Source organism: Brevibacillus choshinensis, assembly GCF_001420695.1.
GTDB classification, from domain to species: domain Bacteria; phylum Bacillota; class Bacilli; order Brevibacillales; family Brevibacillaceae; genus Brevibacillus; species Brevibacillus choshinensis.
The window spans coordinates 597,303-613,364 of record NZ_LJJB01000007.1; the positions used below are offsets into that span (position 1 = coordinate 597,303).

Annotated in this window: 11 protein-coding genes; all 11 read left to right on the plus strand. The window is 51.3% G+C overall.

Translation table 11 applies throughout. From position 1 onward, the window contains the following. Positions 1-144: 144 nt before the first annotated feature. The 11 genes from AN963_RS02830 (at position 145) to AN963_RS02880 (ending at position 16,019) form a co-directional block, all read left to right on the plus strand. The gene (locus AN963_RS02830) at positions 145-1,056 is read left to right on the plus strand and encodes a phosphotransferase family protein (RefSeq protein ID WP_083496771.1); all 912 of its coding nucleotides are present in this window, start codon (positions 145-147) and stop codon (positions 1,054-1,056) included. A 285-nt stretch (positions 1,057-1,341) separates the two neighbouring features. Further along, complete coding sequence (locus AN963_RS02835; protein WP_055743045.1) at positions 1,342-2,370, plus strand: CotS family spore coat protein; 1,029 nt, start codon at positions 1,342-1,344, stop codon at positions 2,368-2,370. 584 nt (positions 2,371-2,954) lie between these two features. Beyond that, positions 2,955-5,435 (plus strand): BMQ_0737 family morphogenetic spore coat protein, encoded by a 2,481-nt coding sequence (locus tag AN963_RS32215; RefSeq protein ID WP_055743046.1) that lies wholly within the window; start codon positions 2,955-2,957, stop codon positions 5,433-5,435. Between the two features lie 308 nt (positions 5,436-5,743). Continuing rightward, complete coding sequence (locus tag AN963_RS02845) at positions 5,744-6,769, plus strand: asparaginase (protein WP_055743047.1); 1,026 nt, start codon at positions 5,744-5,746, stop codon at positions 6,767-6,769. Positions 6,770-6,838: 69 nt separating this feature from the next. After that, positions 6,839-8,515: a peptide ABC transporter substrate-binding protein gene (locus AN963_RS02850; RefSeq protein WP_055743048.1), complete on the plus strand. Its 1,677-nt coding sequence runs from the start codon at positions 6,839-6,841 to the stop codon at positions 8,513-8,515. A gap of 111 nt (positions 8,516-8,626) precedes the next feature. Then, complete coding sequence (locus tag AN963_RS02855; RefSeq protein ID WP_055743049.1) at positions 8,627-10,687, plus strand: sigma 54-interacting transcriptional regulator; 2,061 nt, start codon at positions 8,627-8,629, stop codon at positions 10,685-10,687. Positions 10,688-10,703: 16 nt separating this feature from the next. Then, complete coding sequence (gene pepV, locus AN963_RS02860; protein ID WP_055743050.1) at positions 10,704-12,134, plus strand: dipeptidase PepV; 1,431 nt, start codon at positions 10,704-10,706, stop codon at positions 12,132-12,134. 15 nt (positions 12,135-12,149) lie between these two features. Further along, positions 12,150-13,082, plus strand: coding sequence for an ABC transporter permease (locus tag AN963_RS02865; RefSeq protein ID WP_055743051.1), 933 nt, complete (start codon positions 12,150-12,152; stop codon positions 13,080-13,082). Positions 13,083-13,091: 9 nt separating this feature from the next. Then, positions 13,092-14,027 (plus strand): ABC transporter permease, encoded by a 936-nt coding sequence (locus AN963_RS02870; protein ID WP_236707931.1) that lies wholly within the window; start codon positions 13,092-13,094, stop codon positions 14,025-14,027. 22 nt (positions 14,028-14,049) lie between these two features. Then, on the plus strand, positions 14,050-15,072 hold the full coding sequence (locus AN963_RS02875) for an ABC transporter ATP-binding protein (protein WP_055743053.1): 1,023 nt from the start codon (positions 14,050-14,052) through the stop codon (positions 15,070-15,072). Further along, entirely contained in the window at positions 15,069-16,019 is a 951-nt protein-coding gene (locus tag AN963_RS02880) for an ABC transporter ATP-binding protein (protein ID WP_055743054.1), read from the plus strand. The genes AN963_RS02875 and AN963_RS02880 overlap by 4 nt, the downstream gene beginning before the upstream one ends. Positions 16,020-16,062 lie beyond the last annotated feature (43 nt).

Genomic DNA, 16,062 nt, shown 5'->3' on the forward strand with positions numbered 1-16,062 from the left:
CTTTGCTGCGCCTCTCACGGTGGAGAGCATCGGCACCGTTCAGCCCCGTCTTCAGCTCGTTTTTTGTTTCTCCTTCGACATCTTCGCTTCCCATTTTTTTGGATACTTCATATGATGCATCATTGAGAATTTACAGGCGAGAGGATGATGGAGTTGTTGCCTGGAAATACATTGATCACATTTATAAAAACCAAGTATCCTGAATTATCAAAAGAGTTGATTCGAATAAATGATTCCGGATGGTCAAATCTTGTTTTAATGGTAGGAGGACGATTAATTTTCCGCTTTCCAAGAACGGAAAACGCAAAAAAAGTATTACAAATGGAGCAGCGTCTCTTGCCGGGGTTGAGTCATTATCTTCCTCTATTTGTCCCTAACTTTGTTTATTCATCTGGACCGTCGGATGAAATCATTCATGTCGGTTATCCCATCATTAAGGGGATTCCTCTACAAAAAGAAGTGCTTAATTCTTTTACGGAAAAACGAAGGGAGCAGTTGGCCCAAGAACTGGGGGCATTTTTGACGGCTCTTCATACCTATCCAATAGAAAATGCTTTTTCGTACGCTTTTGATGCCTCAGGAACAAGAAGTACGTGGCAGGGAATCTACGAAAGAATTAAAAAAAATGCTTTTCCTTATATGGATCCAACTCTTAAAGCGTGGACTGATCGTGTATTTACCGACTTCTTATCCGACTCAGATTCCTTCAAATTTTCCCCTTGTCTACTGCACAATGATTTTAAACCCGAACACATTCTTTATGACCCTGAACAGAAAAAACTCTCAGGCGTAATCGATTTTGGGTCCATGTGGGTAGGAGACCCGGCATATGACTTTGTAGGCTTGCACAAAGCATATGGTGAGGAATTCGCAAAAAAGGTCATACGTTCCTACGGCGCAACGGTTGATCATGCATTTTTTAAGCGAATCAATGATTTTTACTTAAAAGTGACTAGTTTTTGGAAGTTATTTCATGGAATAGAAACGAGGAGTCAAGAAATGATTCAGGTTGCTTTGAAAAAGTTACAAATGATCGCGCAGGAGGATATAAGGTAAATGCTGCTATGTAGCCAGATGATGGTCCGGATTATTTGTAGACAACGCGCGTGTTCAAAGCTTCGGAGATAGCCATTCGTTAACCTACAGCATCATGGTTCATGTATGATACGGAAGGACAAGGACAAAAGAGTGGGAAATACCCCACTCTTTTTGAGTTGGAAAAGATTGTTGACCGATCACGAGCCAAAGGCCCGCTTGTTCCTGTAATATGTACGCTTTCTCTAGCTCTTGTGGATTGCTGTCGCCATATACTAAAAAATGGAAAAAAGGGAGAGAGCGCAGATGCAGGCGAACCAATCAATTGTTGAGGTTGCACAAAAGTTTAACTTAGATGTAACTACCGTAGATATGGTTAAACCCGATGTTTATCGTCTCGTTACCAGAACAGGTGAGCAGCACTGTTTAAAACGCATGGGTTATCCGCTGGATTATCTAAGCTGGATGGATTCTGCCTTGCACGATTTAAGACGTCAGGGCTTTAAATCCTTTGCTTGGCGTGATCCGCAGGCACCCCAAGGAAAAATTCTTTTTGAAATGGCGAACCCAAGTGATTCGCCCTATATCTTAACACCATGGTTACAAGGTCGTCACCCGGACCCAACATCTTCGGAAGATATGATCGAAGTGGCAAAAGCCTTATCCTATTTTCATTTAGCGGGTCGAGCTGTTAGGGTTTCGAAAAAAGGGGAACAAAACCTGCTTGGAAAGTGGCCGAGCATGTTAAAGGCTCGTTTTGAGGTACTACAACGTGAAGTAGATAAAGCAAAATATTGGAAAGGCGAATCTGAACTGGATCTCATACTTAGAGCGCATGGGGATCAGTTAGTAGAGCGAGCGAATAAAGCACTTGAGATATTAAAAAAAAGCGATTATCAAGCGACTTGCAAAAAGGCAGAAAGGGAAGGTACTTTATGTCATGGTGATAGCGGACCTAAGAACTTTGTGATTACCGCTGAAGGCCCATCCCTTATCGATTTCGAGACATTGCGAATCGATTTACGTGTATACGACCTTTTCCGTCTAATTCGTTTAGCTAGCAAGAAAAACGGTTGGGACTTTTCGATTGCCCAAACGATAGTAGACAGCTATTGTACTGTATCTGAGCTTACGAGCGACGAGTATGGATTATTAAGCGTCTGGCTCCAATTTCCCGGCAAGGCTTGCAGAATTCTCACTCGATATGAGAGAGCGACAGGATCAAAAGAAAAAAGTGAGATCATTCGTAAATTGAAAAAAGCAATGAGCGTCGAAGAGAAAATTTCACCTTTCTTGCAAAAATTAACTAAATATGCAAAGGAGAGGTGTAACTAGATGGTTCAAAAGCATTCGCTGTTCCCTTTCTAGAAGCAAATAGTGTACGAACACGATAGTTGTGTGCACAGGAGGAACCGAAGTGGGAGGAGGTGCAGGCCGGGCATTGGGTGGCTTGCCACATGTTAGAAGTTGGAGTGAACTAGAGGTAGTAGAAACAGGTTAGCCCGATCGAGAAGAGGAACAAGGGAACGCCATCGGTCGTCCAAGCACGTTGTACATCAGCGTAGATACATCTGCTGCTAACCCGGTCATTCGCGTCGCAGGCGAGGCACATGTAACGATTGCGGGCCAACTGCGTCTTGCATCGGAGTAAACGTATACGCTTTGAAGCGCCCCCTCCCAATCCGCGTGAAGCGGTGAAGGGGGGGGCTTATCCTGCCGCCTGCCAAAAGGTTTGTGACAGACTGAGACGTGTGTTTTCGGGGCCTTGGTGAAGAACAAAATGTTCCAATCAAAAAGATGTCCAGTTGAGGGACGTCTTTTTTCCTTGCATCCGCCCAGGGCGCATTTACCCTCCGCACATATACATAGAAGTGGGGATTTGTGCGTAGAAAACCACGCTAGGAAAGGAATGATCGGCAATGCCAACACAGAACTTTACTTTTACAGGCGGAATTCAAAGCTTTATCGTTCCTCCAACCGTTACTTCGTTGACGATCCGGGCGGTAGGCGCGAGAGGAGGCGACGGACTCTCAACCGGGGGGAGGGGGGCATATATCCAGGGCGACTTTCCCGTTACACCCGGTGACGTATTGTCTATTCTCGTAGGAGGAGCAGGCGGCGGAGATGACCTTACTGCAGGGGGAGGTGGCGGCGGATCATTCGTTTGGCGCACCACGAGTCCCGTTGATGCTGCCAACATTTTGATTGCAGCAGGCGGTGGAGGGGGCGGTGCCCAAGGCTCCCAAGGCGGCAATGCGAATGAGGAGAGTACATCGGGTCAAGCAGGAGCAGAGACATTAGGAGGCGCAGGGGGAATGAATGGCCTCGGAGGAAACGGGGGCGCCGGGTTCGTAGGAGGTGGAGGCGCTGGTGGAGCAGGCATCATTGGAAACGGTGTCAACGGCTCCACGGGTGCCATAGGAGGAAAAGCGATTAGTACTGGGGGAGCCGGGGGAGGAGTTACTGGAGGTTTTGGCGGCGGCGGGGAAGGGAGCTCCGGTGGCGGCGGAGGTGGAGGATATAGCGGCGGCGGAGGTGGAGGCGGCACAAACCTTTTGGAAGCGGTTGGAGGTGGTGGAGGCGGAGGTTCCTTTAATTCTGGCACCAATCAGAAAAACGTTTCCGGGGTGGGAACAGGCAATGGTGCCGTCGTCATCACGTTTGCGGCTGTCACACTGAATTTTACGGGCGGGCTTCAGACCTTCGTCGTCCCTCCTTGCGTTACTTCGCTGACGATTCAGGCAGTAGGGGCGAGAGGCGGCTTTACCGGCGGTTTTCTTGACGTCGGCAGAGGAGCGTTCATCCAGGGGGATTTTCCCGTCACGCCCGGTGAGGAATTGACCGTTCTGGTTGGTGGAAAGGGGGTAAATCATAGCGGCGGTGGCGGTACATTTGTATGGCGGACTACAAACCTGGTGACAGCTGCCAATCTGCTCGTAGCAGCGGGTGGAGGCGGTGGGGAAGGCACCAGTTTATTGCCTGGAAAGGATGCAGTGCTAACCACAGGCGGAACGGCCGGATCGCCTGGCGGTACAGGAGGGATCAATGGGTTAGGTGGCATTGCGGGAGCGCCAGACGATGGAGGGGGAGGGGGGGGAGGCATAGTCGGAAATGGCTTCTCCTCCCCAGGGGGTGGAGGCGGCGGATTCGCGATCAATGCCGGTGGCGCGGGTGGAGCACCTGACGGAAGCGGGGGAACTGGCGGTTTTGGAGGCGGAGGCGGAGGCGGAGCTAGTGGTGGAGGAGGTGGCGGAGGCTTTAGTGGAGGAGGCGGCGGAAACGGCTTAGATCCCGCGTTTCCCATAATCGCCGGGAGCGGCGGCGGAGGCGGCTCATTCAACGGGGGCACCAATCAGCTTAACTTGACGAGGATTGGGCTTGACAATGGCGTGGTCATCTTCAGTTTTCCTTTCGTCGAGCCCCCGATCATCACATGCCCCCCCAATATGTTCACCGGTACGGATCCAGGTGAGGATTTCGCCACCGTAACGTACACGGTAACAGCGGCAAGTCCTGGCTGCGGCATCGTTTCGATTTCCTGCAGCCCGTCCGGTGTCGTTCACAATTTCCCGTCCGTCCCCATAGCTGAAGCGGATGAGACCATGATGTTTCCGCGTGGAACGACGGAGGTGACGTGCACGGCGACTGATGCGGCTGGAAATACGAGTTCCTGTACGTTTACCGTGACCGTATTCGAAGTTTTTCCCACTGAGACACCTCCGGCACCCATCAATCTGGAGGCAAGTTGCATCAGAGTGCAGAAGGTGTACGACTGGATCGTTTCCTCCAATCGGGAACGAAGCAAAGTTCCTGTCCCAGAGGAATGCCTGCCGATGGTCGATGCTGCCATCCAGTCAGGCATGGACATTGCTGTGCGGTGTATCGAACCTGCCGTTCCCCCAGTATTTCCACTCAGCAAGAGCCCGAGGCTCGAATCTGTACCCGATTTTTCCTGCGGGATCGTGAGCGTTCGCAGAGCTCAGATGACCATCAATCAAACGAGTTTTCTCGTAGGAATTGTACGCTTTGTATCCCGGGCAACCGTATTGGTCAGCATTTTTGCGGATGGAGACTTACTTTGCGAGTTCCCGGTTACTGTTCAGTTCTACGATGAGGTGCTTCTGTGCCTGCCACAGCCGCTGGACGAAAACAACATCTTCTGCCGGATCACCGGTATCGAGTGTAGCGTGAATACGCACTTTCTCTTTGGCGGGATGGTAGAGCTGGATATCGTGGTATGCAAGGAGATTCAGGTAGAGGCAGAGATCAAGATGGAAGTGCTTGGGGAATTTTGTTCTCCGCGTCCTAACAATATCCCCCTTCCTTCACCGACTCCCGCATTCCGTTGTCCGCCATCTGTTTTTCCTCCGCAATGTCCGTTTTTCCCCTTAGACGAATAATAGACCATGTGATTTGCCCATATGGCACCCCTATTTCCCGACAGAGAGGGAGAAGGGGTGTTTTTTGTTTGGGAATCGATGATAAGACAAACCTGGAAAAAGAAATGTCACCCTGTTGTTGAATGACACGAACCCATTTTATCAATAGGTTAACCTATTTTCGCAGAGAAAGAGGGGACGGGCTGTCCCATTCTGTGAGAATCAGCGGTAAGCATCGATGCTTCGTACGGATTATCATATTTGGCACGATGTTTGCTTCGAAAGAAAAGTACAAACATTCAAACTTTCGCAGTCAAAGGAGACTTGTTATGAACGTGGTAGCCAACGTATACCGGGGCGAGATGGTGGAAAGCTCCCATCTCGGCCATATTGCTGTCGTCCATCCTGATGGTACTTTACTTTATTCATTTGGCGATCCGCATCGACTCACGTACGCCCGATCCAGTATGAAACCGTTGCAGGCGATCCCGATCGTGGAGACAGGGACAGCGGATCGATTTCAGCTCGAGCCTGCTGATTTATCCCTATGCTGCGCCTCGCACAGTGGCGAGCAGCGCCATCGATCAAGGGCAATGGGAATACTCGATCGCGCCGGACAACCGGAAGCCGTGCTGCAATGTGGGACGCACGTGCCGCGTGACGAGGAGAGTTACAAACAGCTGATCCGCGAAGGAAAGACACTCACGCCCGTTTTTAGCAACTGCTCTGGCAAGCATTCCGGCATGATCGCTACAGCGACTCACATGGGAGAGGACGTCACGACCTATCACTTGCCCGACCACCCAGTACAGCAGCGAATTCTAGATGTTGTGGAAGACATCGCGGGGTACCCGAAAGAGAAGATCTACATGGGAACAGACGGCTGTGGAGTCCCCGTTCATCAATTGCCGCTCGCCCATTACGCCTGGGCTTTTGCCAAGCTGGCCAAGCCTGAAGTCGTCGAAAACCCTGTCCGTCAAAAAGCGATTCAGCGGATTACCGACGCCATGACAGCACATCCCGAAATGGTAGGCGGCAACAACCGGTACTGTACAGATCTGATGACCGCCTTCCGCGGAAGAATCGTCGGGAAAGCGGGAGCAGAGTCGGTCTACTGCCTGGGAGATCGAAAAACGGGTCTGGGCATTGCAGTGAAAATCGAGGATGGGGGCGCCCGTGCGATCAATCCTGTCGTAAACGAAGTGCTCCGTCAGCTGGGCATTGGAACAGATGGGCCGCTCGAAGAACTTGTTGCTTACACAAACCCGACGATTACGAACATGAGTGGGGAGACGGTCGGCCGCATCGAGACCGTGTTTACTCTCGAACCTGTCAATCATTCTCTCCGTGCATAAATGGCGCCTATACTCGGGGCTGTTTATCTAAATACATTCCTGTGAGAAAGAAAAAGGGGGACTTTGGTAATGAAGCTTCAAAAAGGATGGAAGGTTCTGAGCACCGCCGCTCTTCTGGCAGTACTTGCTATTACGGGTTGTAGCCAATCAGCTGCACCGTCCCAGCAAGGAACGGGTTCTGGCTCTACAGCTGGACAACCGGCACAAGATGCGGGCGGACAAGCTGACATGACAGCCAAGCTGCGACTCAATCTGAAAACAGAGCCGCCTTCCCTCGATCCGCCGAAAGGATTTGATAGTACTTCCAATGAGGTACTGAATGCAACGATGGAGGGTTTGGTCCGACTGGATAAGGATCACAAGCCACAACCAGCGATGGCGGAAAAATGGACGGTGAGCGAAGACGGAAAGACTTACACGTTCACGCTTCGTGATAGCAAATGGTCCAATGGCGACCCGGTGACCGCTCAAGATTTCGAGTTTGCCTTTAAGCGAATTCTCGATCCTAATAATGCCTTCCCGTCTGCATTCCTCGCGTACTACATTGATGGCGGCGAAGCGTTCAATAAAGGGGAAGGGAATGCGGACAGCGTAAAGGTGAAAGCGGTAGACGACAAGACGTTTGAGGTGCATCTCAAAGCACCGGCCGCCTACTTCCTGCACATCATTACCCAGCCGACCTTCTTCCCTGTAAACAAAAAAGTAGTGGAGGACAACCCGAAGTGGGCAGAAAACGCCTCCAGTCTCGTGACGAATGGACCATTCAAAATGGAGGATTGGGTGCATGACCAATCCGTGAAAGTAGTGAAAAACGACGGGTACTGGGACAAGGATTCCGTCAAGTTCGCGGGGATCGACTGGGTCATGGTCAACGACGAAAATACTCAATATCAAATGTACAAGACTGGTCAGCTAGACATGGTGCAGACCGTTCCGATCGATATGAAAAAGCAATTGATTGATTCCGGGGAAGCTAAGGTAGAGCCGGAAGCTTCGATCTACTACTATCGCATGAATACTACAATGCCACCGTTTACGAATGCGAATGTGCGCAAAGCTTTTGCACTTGCCATCGACCGCAAAACGTTAATTGACAACGTCGTGCAAGGGAAACAACCTGCTGCGCTCGCGCATGTGCCACTGGGCTTCCCAGAGCCTGAAGGAGGAGACTTCCGCGAAAAAGGGGGAGACTTCTTCAAGGATAATGATGTCGAACAGGCGAAAGCTCTGTTGAAGAAGGGAATGGAAGAAGAGGGCTGGACCACGCTGCCTCCAGTCACCATGACCTTCAATACGAGCGATACACATAAAGCCATTGCACAAGTTCTGCAAGAAATGTACAAGAAAAATCTCGGTGTCGACGTGAAGCTGGAGAACAAAGAATGGAACGTGTTCCTGGCTGATCAGCGTGCACGCAAGCTGCAATTCTCGCGTTCCACGATCCCAGCCGACTACGGCGATCCAGTCAACTACCTGGAGCTGTTCGTGACCGATCACCCAGGCAACCGCATCAACTACAGCAACAAAGACTACGATGCGATCGTGGAAAAAATTCGCAATACGGCAAATGAGACCGAGCGCTTCAAGCTAATGCATGACGCTGAGAAAATCTTTATGGATGACATGCCGCTCGTACCGATCTATTTTGGAACTAAAGTGTACATGGATCAGTCTACTATTAAAGGAATCATCCGCCATCCAGTAGGAACCCTTGATTACAAATGGGTGGAAATCGGGAAAAAGTAGGTAAAAAGGAAGACAAGGGCTGCCTGAGAAGAGCCCTTGTCTTCCCTTTCCATCAAGCCTCTTTCCCTATTTGGCACGACGATCACCTAAGAAGAGTATGGAGAGAATGCTATGGAGAAAAAAACAGTCACGTTTGTAGCCAAAATGGATGAGTTTTTGCAATCCGTTGTCAGCCAATGCCACGAGCTTGGAATCTCGGAGGACATTCACATTGAGGCGATTCGAGTCGATCAGCTTCCGTTGCGCCCTATTACTCCGGGGGCGCTGGTCGTGCTCTCGACCAAAAGTATTGTGGCACAAGTAGAGTCGTATTTGCCGCAGGGGTCAAAGCTGATTGTCGCCAAACGAATGCTGCCCTATCACAATCTACGAGAAATGCTGGAGATTCCGAAAGGGGTCAAAGTGCTGTTAGTGAGTGATACTCCGGAAACGGCTCAGGAAAACGTAGAGCTCCTACGGGCATCTGGGATGGACTTCGAGGTGTATCCGTACTCCCCGGGTGCAGATTACCCACCAGACGTCGAGATTGCCGTGACACCAGGGGAAGCCGAGCACGTTCCCGCTCATATCCGAAAAGTTGTGGACATCGGCTTTCGCGTCATCGACCTGTCTACACTGCTTGCGATCTACGCTCATTTCAATAGCGACAATTTCCAAAAGGTGACGGCGCGAGCCATGCAGTCATTGGTCTACATCACGAAGGAATTAAACAAGGAAATTCAGCACGCACACCTCTTGAGCAAATATTTAGAGGCAATTGTAAACCGCATCGAGGATGCTGTCATCGCGTTTGATGAAAGCGAGATCGTCCGGTTTGTAAATCAAAAGGCAGTGGATTCCCTCAATCTTCACGGGATCCAAGTGGTAGGGGAAAAGTCAGTGGATTGCCTGCCGCAGGACTTCTATGAATCCATCCGACAATGTGAGGAAAATGAGGATGTATTGGTAGATTGGGCGAACAAGACCTACTTTTTTCGCAAGATGCACATTGTGATGGAAGGATGCTTTCTCGGCAGCCTGATCCTGTTTCGCAAGGCAGCGGATATTGAAAAACTGGAGCACGACTACCGGATGCGTCTTTACAGCAAAGGACTTGTAGCCAAATACCAGTTTGACGACATCTACGGAGAGAGCGCCACGTTTCAGCAAGTGATCCAAATCGCGCGCAAGATTGCCCGGAGCAATTCTACCGTCTTGCTGCTAGGGGAAACGGGGACAGGTAAGGAATTACTCGCCCAGGCTATCCACAACGCTTCACCGCGCCGCAGAGAACCGTTTGTGGGTGTCAATTTCGCAGCCATTTCTGAGTCTTTGCTGGAAAGCGAGCTGTTCGGGTACGAGGAAGGTGCCTTTACAGGGGCGCGAAAAGGCGGCCATATCGGCTGGTTCGAGCTAGCCCACAAGGGGACGATTTTCCTCGATGAGATCGGGGATGCCAGCGGGGCGATTCAAAACAGACTCTTGCGTGTGCTACAGGAGCGCCAAATCATGCGGGTCGGAGGTAACAAGGTTATTCCTACGGACATTCGAGTCATCGCAGCGACCAACCAGGATTTGCAACGAATGGTGCAGGAGGGAACCTTCCGTGCTGATCTGTACTACCGATTGAACATCCTTCCGATTCATTTGCCTCCATTGCGAAAACGTCCAGAAGACATTCCTTGGCTGGTCGATCATTTCGTGAAAAAGTATTCCTTTGATTTGCGCCGTCCTCCTTTTACGCTGTCAAACGAAACGATGAAAGCCCTACTCGACTACGATTGGCCAGGAAATATTCGTGAGCTCGAAAACGTCGTGGAGTATATGGCACATATCGTAGACGACGAGGCGTACGTGTGTCATCTTCCCTTTCTACGTGAGGTTTCACACGATTCGTTGCAGGCAGCAGTAATGGATCAGGAGTGTGAAGGGATGATTGCCGAATATGCAAAGCGCGGGTTTCTGGAGGAAATGACAGCCATTTTACATCAGCTTAAGCAAGGTGGCCAAGGGCGGTACAATCTCGTGGAGCAGCTGCAAGAGCAAGGTCTGCAAGTTTCTTCGCAGCAGCTTCGTTATCGGTTGAAACTGCTCCAGCAGGATGAGCTGATTCACGTCGGTAAAGGAAGACAAGGCAGTCAAATTTCCTCCAAAGGAGAATCGTTCCTCGCCTTTTTGCAATCAACAAAATGATGAGAGGAGGGTGTCCATGAGTGAATACTGGAAGCAGCAGGCGCTCTCACAACGAGATAGGTTTGTGGGAGAGCTGCTATCGTTTTTGTCCATCAACAGCATCGAAGACATGGCGACCGCGGCTGAGGGCAAGCCTTTTGGCGAGGGAGTCGCACAGGCACTGGAGTATCTGCTTGCGCGGGGAGAGTCAGACGGCTTTCGTACGAAAAATGTGGACGGTTATGCAGGGGTGATTGAGTACGGAGAGGGAGAGGAAGAGATCGGCTTGCTGGTCCACGTCGATGTCGTCACAGTGGGAGATGACTGGACGACTCCTCCCTTTGAACCCAATATCCGTGGTGGCAGGATCTATGCGCGTGGCGCCATTGACGACAAGGGACCTGCGCTGGCAGCCTACTACGCCTTGAAACTGGTAAAGGACTCGAGGCTTCCATTATCAAAAAAGGTCCGACTAATCATCGGTACGGATGAAGAGAGCGGATGGCTCTGTATGAAGCATTTTGCCGAGCACGACAAGGTTCCAGAGGTAGGGTTTTCACCGGACTCCTCTTTTCCGATGACGCACGCCGAAAAAGGACAGATCAATCCGACCTTAGCACTTTCGGTACAGGAGCAGGAGGTAGAGAGTGCAGGTTATCAGCTGCTTTCCTTTGTATCAGGGGATCAGGGAAACAGTGTACCGGAAAAGGCGAAGGCAGTGGTAAGCGCAGAGCAATCGTTGAACGCAGAGTGGCAGCGAGAAATGACTGCGAGCTGGGAAGCGTTTTTGCACGCAAAGGCGACGACAGGGCACGTAGACATTTCGGAAGCAGGAGAAGTAACGTTCCGTCTCCATGGCAAGCCCGCGCATGGGATGATCCCTCAGCAAGGGAAAAATGCTGGTACACTGCTCGCGTATTTTTTGCTATCACTGCCATTTAAAGCTTCTGATTATTCGTTCTTATCCCTGTTAGGCCAAGTGCTACATGAGGATTACTACGGTCAAAATCTTCACATCGCATGTGAGGATGAGGTATCAGGCAAACTGTCAGTCAACGCGGGCATTCTCCGCTATAGCAGAAGTGATGGGGGAAGCGTGCGTCTCAATATCCGCTATCCTGCCACTGTCGCCTACGAGGAGTACGTGGAAAAGCTCAAACGTAGAGTGGAGGAGCTCGGCTGGAAGATCTCCCACCTCCGCACATCCAAATCTCACTACGTACCGAAAGACCGTCCCGTCATTCAGACGCTATCGCGCGTCTATGAGGAGCATACGGGCTTGCAGGCCAACCTGCTATCGTCAGGAGGAGCTACCTACGCCAAGATGATGAGCGAGGGAGTAGCGTTCGGCCCTCTTTTTCCAGGCAAGGAATCCATGGCGCACCTCACGGATGAATATGCCGAAATCGACGACCTGCTGCGTGCAATGGCGATCTATGCGGACGCCATCAGCGAGCTTGCCAAATAAACAAGGAGGCGCTTCATGTCCAACTATCTGGTAAAACGCGTTTTGATGATGCTGGTCACCTTGTGGATTATCGTGACGCTGACATTTTCCTTGATGCATTCCATTCCGGGAAACCCATTTGCTTCTGAATCCGATCAGCTGCCGGAGCAAATTCTTGCCAATCTGCGTGCCAAGTATCACTTGGACGAGCCTTTGCCAATTCAGTATCTGTTGTATTTGAAAAATCTGGTCATGCTGGACCTGGGACCTTCGATCAAATCAGACTCACGCGGTGTCAACGACATGATCGCAGACGGATTTGGCGCGTCCGCATGGCTAGGGGGGCAAGCGATCGTGGTTGCCTTGATTTTCGGGATCACGTTTGGAATCATTGCTGCTCTCAATCGAAACAAGTGGCTGGATTACGTGGCGATGGCACTCGCCGTACTCGGGGTGGCCGTACCCAGCTTCATCATGGCGCCGCTCTTGATCAACTTTTTTGCAATTAAGCTGACGATCTTCCCAGTTGCGACGTGGGGGACGTGGATGCATACGGTACTACCCTCTCTCGCTCTCGCATTTGGGCCCGTAGCTGTCATCACCAGGTACATGCGCGCGAGCATGATCGAGGTCATGAATCAGAACTACATCCGAACAGCGGAGGCAAAAGGAATACCTACCTTTCTCATCGTGGTCAGACACGGCATCCGCAATGCGATCCTGCCTGTCGTCACCTTTTTGGGGCCGCTCATTGCTTCTCTGATTACGGGAACCTTTGTCGTCGAGAAGATCTTTGCAATTCCTGGCATCGGGAAATATTTCGTGGATGGCATTTTCAATCGGGACTATCCTGTCATTTTGGGTACGACCATCTTTTACAGCGCGATTCTGATCGTCACGATCTTCCTTATCGACATCGCGTATACGCTGATTGACCCGCGGATCAAGCTGACCAACAAGGAGAGATAGACTGTGGCGATGGAACAAAGAATAGACCCGTTATTTCGCCCGTTGACCAAGAACACGCAGGCCACTGTGATCGCGAGGCCGAGCCTCAGTAATGGGCAGCAAGTCATCAGGAAACTGATCAAAAACAAACTGGCGATGCTAGGGCTCATCATTATCGTGGCGCTGATCGCGATGGCGATCATTGGGCCCAATCTGGTGTCATACAGCTATTCGGATCAAAGTCTTTTAATGAAAAATCAGGAGTTATCCTCCGAGCATTGGTTTGGAACAGACGAGCTCGGGCGAGACATGTTCGCGCGTACGTGGTACGGTGCCAGAATCTCGTTGACCATCGGGGTGGTCGCTGCGCTCATCGATTTAATTATTGGCGTGGCGGTAGGTGGCGTGGCTGGCTATATGGCAGGACGTGGCAAGCGTGGGGAGAGGATCGATACGATCATCATGCGGGTCATCGAAATCTTGTACGGTTTACCATACCTCCTCGTGGTCATCCTGCTTATGGTCGTGATGGAACCTGGGCTTTTGACCATCATCATCGCGCTCTCCGCGACAGGCTGGGTAGGAATGGCGAGGCTGGTGCGCGGGCAGATTCTCCAGTTGAAAAATCAGGAGTTCATCCTGGCTGCACAAGTTTTGGGAGCCAAGTTTTCGCGTATCCTGCTGAAGCATTTGATCCCTAATACATTTGGTGTCATCATCGTGAACCTGACCTTTACGATTCCGTCTGCGATCTTTGCTGAGTCGTTCCTGAGCTTTTTGGGGCTGGGTGTTCAGGCACCTGTCGCGAGCTGGGGGACGATGACGAACGACGGATTGGGCGTTATTTTGACCGGAGACTGGTGGCGGCTGTTTTTCCCGGCGTTGATGATCTCGCTGACGATGTTCGCGTTCAACGTTTTCGGTGATGGCTTGCAGGACGCACTGGATCCACGTCTGCGCGATTAGGAACGGAGGGGAGCATAGAGAGATGACCAGACATTTGCTTGAGATCGATGATTTGAAAGTGAATTTTAAAACGTACGGCGGAGAAGTGCAGGCGGTTCGCGGTGTCAGCTTCCATGTCGACAAGGGAGAAACGGTTGCGATTGTCGGTGAGAGCGGCTGCGGAAAAAGCGTGACGGCGCAAGCGATCATGGGGCTGATTCCCAATCCACCGGGCAAGATGGCGGGTGGAAAGGTCTTGTTTGAAGGAAGAGAAATCAGCCATCTCCCGAAAAAAGAGCTGCTCGCGATTCGCGGTACCGAGATCGGCATGGTGTTTCAGGACCCGATGACGGCGCTCAATCCCACAATGAAAGTGGGCACGCAAATTGTAGAAGGCTTTGTCCGCAGTCAAAAGGTAACGCGAGAGGAAGCACGCCAACGAGCCATCGAGATGCTACGGCTTGTCGGTATTCCGGACCCGGAGCAGCGGATCGACCAATATCCCCATCAGTTCAGTGGAGGTATGCGACAGCGTGTCGTCATCGCGATCGCTCTCGCGTGTCAGCCCAAGCTCGTGATCGCCGATGAGCCGACTACCGCACTCGATGTGACGATCCAGGCGCAAATTCTGGATTTGCTGAAGCGACTGCAGGAGGAGCAGGAGCTGTCCGTCGTTATTATTACGCACGATTTAGGTGTCGTGGCCGAGATTGCTCATCGCATGGTTGTGATGTACGCCGGGATCGTGGTGGAGACAGGGACAGTAGAAAATGTTTTCGCCAACCCGCGGCATCCGTATACGTGGGGACTGAAGCGTTCGTTACCTCGATTGGACGAAGGAGAAAGACAGAGACTGGTTCCCATCGAAGGCACGCCTCCTGACCTGTTTAATCCCCCAACAGGCTGCCCATTTGCAGCTCGCTGCGAGTTTGCGATGGAAATTTGTGATCAGCAGATGCCAGTGACGACGGAGTTTGGTGGCGAACACAGAGCCGCTTGCTGGCTGCACGATTCGCGTGCGCCTCGCATCGATGAGCTGGTAGCTGCAGGGAGGCAGGAAATATGACAGAGGCATTACTAGAAGTTCGCGATCTGAAAAAGTACTTTGCTGTTGGCGCTGATTTTGAGCTCAAGGCAGTAGATGGGGTTTCCTTTACCATTCAAAAAGGTGAGACGCTAGGTCTAGTCGGAGAGAGCGGATGCGGCAAATCGACGCTTGGCCGCACGATTATCCGACTCTATGAAAATACGGACGGGGAAGTGCTCTTTAAAGGCAAGAATGTGCACAAGCTGCGTGGAAAAGAAGCGTGGCAGTTTAATCGCGATGTCCAGATGATCTTTCAGGACCCGCAGGCCAGCCTGAACCCGCGCATGACGGTGGAAGATATCATTGCCGAAGGTCTAGATATCCACGGACTCAACAAAGGAATGCGCCGCGAACGCGTGGCAGAGCTGCTCTCCTTGGTCGGCTTGCATAAAGACCACGCACAGAGGTTCCCTCATGAATTCAGCGGTGGGCAGCGTCAGCGCATCGGGATTGCCCGAGCGTTGGCGGTTGAGCCAGAATTCATCATTGCGGACGAGCCGATTTCTGCGCTGGACGTTTCTATTCAGGCACAGGTCGTCAATTTGTTGGAGGATTTGCAACGCGACAGAGGGTTGACCTATTTGTTCATCGCTCATGATCTATCGATGGTGAAGCATATTTCCAACCGGATCGGTGTTATGTATTTGGGGAAAATGGTGGAGCTCACCTCCAGTAGCGCTTTGTACGCAAGACCACTGCATCCTTATACAAAGGCGCTGCTTTCCTCCGTTCCTGTGCCAGACCCCACGATAAAACGGGAGCGGATTGTGTTACAAGGGGATCTGCCAAGTCCGGCAAACAAGCCTAGCGGATGCGGATTCAGGACTCGCTGTCCGGTTGCCATGGAGCGTTGCTCGCAAGCAGAACCGATCTGGCAAGAGGCGGAAGCCGGGCACTGGGTCGCCTGTCATTTGTTCGAGAACTAACCATCGAAACCGAATAGAAAAAAGACGCTCTGATGACGAGAGC

Excerpts from the sequence above, each read along its gene's own strand:
- AN963_RS02830 (WP_083496771.1), top strand. The coding sequence starts at position 145 with ATGATGGAGTTGTTGCCTGGAAATACATTGATCACATTTATAAAAACC.
- AN963_RS02835 (WP_055743045.1), top strand. The coding sequence starts at position 1,342 with ATGCAGGCGAACCAATCAATTGTTGAGGTTGCACAAAAGTTTAACTTA.
- AN963_RS32215 (WP_055743046.1), top strand. The coding sequence starts at position 2,955 with ATGCCAACACAGAACTTTACTTTTACAGGCGGAATTCAAAGCTTTATC.
- AN963_RS02845 (WP_055743047.1), top strand. The coding sequence starts at position 5,744 with ATGAACGTGGTAGCCAACGTATACCGGGGCGAGATGGTGGAAAGCTCC.
- AN963_RS02850 (WP_055743048.1), top strand. The coding sequence starts at position 6,839 with ATGAAGCTTCAAAAAGGATGGAAGGTTCTGAGCACCGCCGCTCTTCTG.
- AN963_RS02855 (WP_055743049.1), top strand. The coding sequence starts at position 8,627 with ATGGAGAAAAAAACAGTCACGTTTGTAGCCAAAATGGATGAGTTTTTG.
- pepV (WP_055743050.1), top strand. The coding sequence starts at position 10,704 with ATGAGTGAATACTGGAAGCAGCAGGCGCTCTCACAACGAGATAGGTTT.
- AN963_RS02865 (WP_055743051.1), top strand. The coding sequence starts at position 12,150 with ATGTCCAACTATCTGGTAAAACGCGTTTTGATGATGCTGGTCACCTTG.
- AN963_RS02870 (WP_236707931.1), top strand. The coding sequence starts at position 13,092 with ATGGAACAAAGAATAGACCCGTTATTTCGCCCGTTGACCAAGAACACG.
- AN963_RS02875 (WP_055743053.1), top strand. The coding sequence starts at position 14,050 with ATGACCAGACATTTGCTTGAGATCGATGATTTGAAAGTGAATTTTAAA.
- AN963_RS02880 (WP_055743054.1), top strand. The coding sequence starts at position 15,069 with ATGACAGAGGCATTACTAGAAGTTCGCGATCTGAAAAAGTACTTTGCT.